Raw genomic sequence first — 5439 nt, forward strand, 5'->3', positions numbered from 1 at the left:
TCAATAACGTATTGCTAAGGTTAAAGAGGGTACTATGTGCCTCAGCACCAGCACCTAGCACAGGCGGTTGTTACAAGCCGCGGCGGAATGACAAGTCATGCTGCTGTTGTGGCTCGAGGCATGGGTAAAGCATGTATCTGCGGATGCGAGGCGATGAAGATCGATCTTCATGAGAAACAATTCCGCGTCGGTGAAGTGGTAGTGAACCATGGAGACATCATTACGATTGATGGCGGAACTGGAGAAATCATGCTTGGTGAGATCCCGATGATTGAGCCTGAGCTTTCAGATGAGTTCCAGCTTCTGCTTTCGTGGGCTGACGAAGAACGAAAAATAGGAGTGCGTGCGAACGCTGATAATCCTGAAGATTCTGCAAAGGCGCTTGAATTTGGGGCAGGTGGTATTGGTTTATGCCGTACTGAGCACATGTTCATGGATGCGGCAAGGGTGCCGATTGTCCAGAAGATGATCCTGGCTGAAACGTTTGAAGAGCGCAATCTTGCCCTTGATGAATTATTGCCAATGCAGCAGGGAGATTTTGAAGGAATCCTTGAAGTCATGCAGGGGCTTCCAGTAACGATCCGCTTGCTCGATCCGCCTCTTCATGAGTTCTTGCCTGACAAGGAAGAATTACTAGTAGAGATTACGAAGCTGCAAATACTTGATCCAGAATCAAAGGAACTTAAGGGAAAGGAAGCATTGCTTAAAAAAGTGCGCCAGCTTGATGAATTCAACCCAATGCTGGGTCACCGTGGCTGCCGTTTAGGCATGATCCATCCTGAAATCTATGAGATGCAAGCCAGAGCCATCTTTTATGCAGTAGCGAACCTTTCGGAGAGAGGGATTGAAGTCCAGCCTGAAATCATGATTCCATTAGTAGGACATGTAAATGAGTTAAAAGAAATGCGTGAATTAGTCAATGTTGCAGCACAAAGCATCAAAGAAGAAACAGGCAAGGATTTTCAGTATACTGTTGGGACAATGATTGAGATTCCACGTGCAGCCTTGACAGCTGACCAGATTGCCCAGGAAGCTGATTTCTTCTCATTTGGCACGAACGACCTGACACAAACAACATTTGGATACAGCCGTGATGATGCAGAAGGCAAGTTTCTTCAAGCATATATTGAACAAAAAGTACTGCCAGAAAATCCATTCGCCGTGCTCGACCGTGAGGGAGTCGGCAAATTGGTTGAGACAGGTGTAACGCTTGGCCGCCAGACAAAGCCTGGTCTGAAGACAGGTATTTGCGGTGAACATGGAGGAGAAAAGAGCTCGATCGAATTTTGCTACACTGCAGGACTTGACTACGTCAGCTGCTCTCCTTACCGTGTACCGCTGGCCCGTTTGGCAGCTGCTCAGGCAACAATCCGCCATGAGAAAAATAACGAAAAAGAAGTCGTCACAACTAAATAATTTATTCGAGGAGCGTGTGACCAAAACACGCTCTTTCTTTCATAATATGAAGGATTTACCTTATCAATAGGTAACTCATGGAAAAAAGGGTATACTAGTCATGTAAGTAAAATCCTTAGGTCTTCTGGTGTTACGACTCACCGTTAGAAGGCGTGAGACCAACCAGAAAGGATGAAGGAAATGAACATGAAATTATACCAGGCTAATGCAGGGGATGGCAGCAAGAAGAAAGGCTTAAGAAGAACGCAATCATTTTTTTCGACAGCCCATGAAGCTGTTTCAGAAGCCTTTGCTCTAAAGGAAAAGATGGATTCGAGGTATGGCAACGAAATTGAGTGGGATTATGAAAGTGTATTTACAGGAACATCAGATAAGATGAAAATCCTCAAAGGATACCTGAAGGGTAATCGACAAACTACACCTTTTTATCTGGAAATACTTCGTGTCGAAAACGATGAGAAGATAAAACCGGTATCCCCGATCAAACCTAAAAGTGTTACAAAAGAAGATCAAATGGTTTTCAACAAGGTTGTGGATATGCTGCAGTTAAAGAACGCATAAATTAGGCCGTTCCTCAATTACGATGAACGAATAAGAAAAAATGGAAGGGCTCGCACAATTTTTTGTGCGGCCTTTTGTATATATTTTACCGATATTAAGGGGTTCAGAGATGAGACAAATTGAATTAATCCATCAGCAAGCAGTAGAAAACACAAAAATTAAAATTCAGGAAGACATCGATATGTTCCTTGGAGAAAAGGAAGACTTGCCCGATTTTCGAGGAATATTTAAATACAAGAAGTAATTATATCAATCAAATTTGGCTGAATGTCTGGCTGACGAAGTCGACGAATGACTTCTCAAAGCGTGACAAGAAATCTTTTTTGAGTGAACGTGGTTTTACAGTAGAAGGTGTAGACCGGAAGTTGATCAATAAGTTGTTCAGGAACGAAGTGAGGGACTATGAACCCTTTGATACGGAAGAGTGGATTAAATCCTCAAACATCGAGCAAACATGGCGTGAGTTATATGGCCGGGCACGGAAAAGGTACTTGAAAAAAGCAGAGGAAGACCGTCTGCTTGAGAAGAGAGCGTTGATCAAAGAGAAAATCCATCAGGCAGCACATAAGGTTTTAAATGAGTACCAGGATTTGGCTTACTTGAGGATCAGGCATGAGATGGCAAAGGAATTGCAGAAAGTATTTAAGGAGAATCCGAGATACGAGGATCTTGATACATACAGGCTTGAGGAAAGGTTAACGGAAATCGGAGCCTTTGAGCCGGAAGACTACCGAACTATGGCTGATTTTTTTGATGAATTGACAGGTCAAATCCATCAGACAGCACAATGGGGACGGTATTATTTTGAATATGAAACCTACCAATTCCATTTTGAAAACAGAGTGATGGATTACTTCAGTCTTATAGGAGCAGAACAAGTCCTGAATAACCTTACGGAAGATGTGATTAACTCTTATGAAGAGGTATTTGAAGACAGGCTCTCCGTTTCTGAGACGAAGCGGATTATTCATGATACAGTTGAAGCGTTTATAGATGGATTCCTGTATAAACTTCAAGAAGAGTACATAGACGATCTTTTGGAGCTATCCGAAACTGTTTTTGATGAAAAAATCCATCGTGATCTATATGAACATGACTTGATGGAAAGGGAAAGAAGGAAGGCGGAGGAAGCTGCAGAACAAGAGCGGAAGCGTGCAGAAGAGGCTCGGATGCTGGAAGATATCTTCGGCAGGGAATATAATCCTTCCCTCAGGAGGAATATACGTTATATTTTGCATATCGGAGAGACCAATACAGGGAAAACTCACCATGCACTTGAAAGGATGAAGGCGGCAGAAAGTGGCTTGTATCTTGCGCCTCTGCGCCTGCTGGCACTGGAGGTCTATGAAAAGCTCAATTCAGAAGGTGTTCCATGCTCGCTGAAAACGGGTGAGGAAGAAAAGTCAGTGGAAGGGGCGAACCATACTTCCTGTACTGTAGAAATGTTTCATGAAAAGGATTTCCATCATGTAGTCGTGATTGATGAATCCCAAATGATTGCTGATAAAGACAGAGGCTTTTCCTGGTTTAAAGCAATCACGAAAGCAAATGCTGAAGAAGTGCACATTCATTGGCAGCGTGAATATTAAACAGATGATGTTGGACCTCCTCGGTGATGGAGTTGCGGAAATACATGAATATAGCCGCGATATTCCTCTGCAAGTTGAGAACAAAGAGTTTAGTCTTAATCATACAAAGAAAGGAGATGCGCTTGTTTGTTTCTCCCGTAAACAGGTATTGGAGAATGCGTCAAAGCTGCAAAATAGCGGACGGCAGGTAAGCATGATTTATGGAAGTATGCCTCCAGAGACGCGAAAGAAGCAAATTGACCGATTTATTAAAGGGGAAACAACTGTTGTAGTCGCAACAGACGCGATTGGGATGGGTTTGAACCTGCCAATTAGGCGAATCGTATTCTTGGAAAATGAGAAGTTTGATGGAACGAGAAGACGAAGATTAACGTCACAGGAAGTGAAGCAAATAGCGGGCCGTGCGGGAAGGAAGGGCATTTATAATGTCGGTCGGGTTGCATTTACAGCGGATATCAGCCTGATGACAAAGCTCCTTGAAAAGGAAGATCATCCAGTTGAAATATTTTCCATTGCACCAACCTCAGGAATCTTTGAACGATTTCAGAAATATCACCGTTCTCTCGCTGTCTTCTTTGAGCTTTGGGATAAATTCGAGAGTCCAAGGGGCACGAAAAAAGCATCCCTAACGGAAGAAAGGGATCTGTACGAATATGTGCGGAATACTGAAATCGAAGCGAGACTGCCGATGATGGAATTGTATGGTTTCCTCCACTTGCCATTTTCATCCAGAGAGCCTGCCCTGATTGAACAATGGCTTGAAACAATCAAGGCAATTATCTCTGGTGAAGACCTGCCGGAGCCTGTTGTAAAACAGTGACACTTGAAGAACTCGAACTTTCATATAAGGCAATCGGCCTGCATTTGTTGTTTTTATATAAGCTTGACCGGAGGACAGAGGCTGTATATTGGGAAAGGCTTAGAACCGGATTGAGCGATGATGTTCATGAATTCTTAAAGTCAGAAGTGAAGAATTATAAAAAGAAATGCAGACTTTGCGGTAAAGGTATCCATGTCGATTCCCCTTATCAAATTTGTGATCCCTGCCACTCGGCAAGGTACAGGAACCGGTCTGATTCACGGGACAGATGGAGATGACTAACAGGAAGCGGTGCTCTTATGAATTGAGAGCACTGCTTCTTTTATGAGGGACAGTAGTATATAAACGGTGATCCGCCATAAGATGGATAGTGAGATTATTTAAAAAGGTGTGATCACATGGCTGTCCATGTCGTGAGAGCAGGAGAAACCCTTTGGTCTATTGCAAGAACATATGGTGTCACCATCCAAAACATAATCGATGTCAATGGGCTCCCTTCCGCCAGTTTAATTATCCCCGGCTTGGCGCTCTACATCCCTGATCAACAGCCGATTGTTCGCTTTTATAAAATTAAGGCTGGCGATACCTTATGGAAACTGTCGGTCCAGTTTAATACAAGCGTCAATAGTATCTTGAACGCAAATCCTGGGCTTGACCCCAACAGATTGTATATTGGCCAGAATATTAATATTCCATCCCCTATAGAACCGCAAATGGCCACGCTCGGTTTTATTGTACCGAGTTCCCCTCAAACCTTTCTGGCAACACTCGAAGCACTCGCGCCAAAGCTGACTTTCCTGGCGGTGGCGGCTTACTCCTTTACCGACCAAGGATATGCTTATGTAGGCATGGATGATACCTCAATCGTCAGAAGAAGCAACGAATTGAATGTGATTCCGTTATTATTAATCCAGAACACAAAAGGTTCGGGTTTCAGCAAAGAATTAGCTGGGAATGTATTGGGGAACTCTGTATTAAGAGGAAACCTGGTTGCCAGTCTCGTGAACCTCGCTAATACAAGGGGATATGGGGGCATTAGTGTCGACTTGGAGT

At 43.6% G+C, this 5439-nt stretch carries 5 protein-coding genes and 1 pseudogene; all 6 read left to right on the forward strand.

The window, feature by feature from the left end:
- Nucleotides 1-57: 57 nt before the first annotated feature.
- A pseudogene (locus ACXADT_RS21605) lies at nt 58-1416 on the forward strand (putative PEP-binding protein); the annotation flags it as partial.
- Nucleotides 1417-1596: 180 nt separating this feature from the next.
- Nucleotides 1597-1977: a hypothetical protein gene (locus ACXADT_RS21610; protein ID WP_474835881.1), complete on the forward strand. Its 381-nt coding sequence runs from the start codon at nt 1597-1599 to the stop codon at nt 1975-1977.
- A 109-nt stretch (nt 1978-2086) separates the two neighbouring features.
- A complete protein-coding gene (locus ACXADT_RS21615) occupies nt 2087-2221 on the forward strand; it encodes a hypothetical protein (RefSeq protein WP_474835882.1) in 135 nt (44 codons plus the stop codon).
- A gap of 79 nt (nt 2222-2300) precedes the next feature.
- Nucleotides 2301-3566, forward strand: a complete 1266-nt coding sequence (locus ACXADT_RS21620; RefSeq protein WP_474835883.1) for a DEAD/DEAH box helicase family protein — start codon at nt 2301-2303, stop codon at nt 3564-3566.
- 4 nt (nt 3567-3570) lie between these two features.
- A complete protein-coding gene (locus tag ACXADT_RS21625) occupies nt 3571-4386 on the forward strand; it encodes a helicase-related protein (protein ID WP_474835884.1) in 816 nt (271 codons plus the stop codon).
- Nucleotides 4387-4784: 398 nt separating this feature from the next.
- Nucleotides 4785-5439: LysM peptidoglycan-binding domain-containing protein (locus ACXADT_RS21630; RefSeq protein ID WP_474835885.1), on the forward strand; the 655-nt coding region annotated here is incomplete at its 3' end.

The organism is Anaerobacillus sp. ABR4_321 (assembly GCF_056158505.1).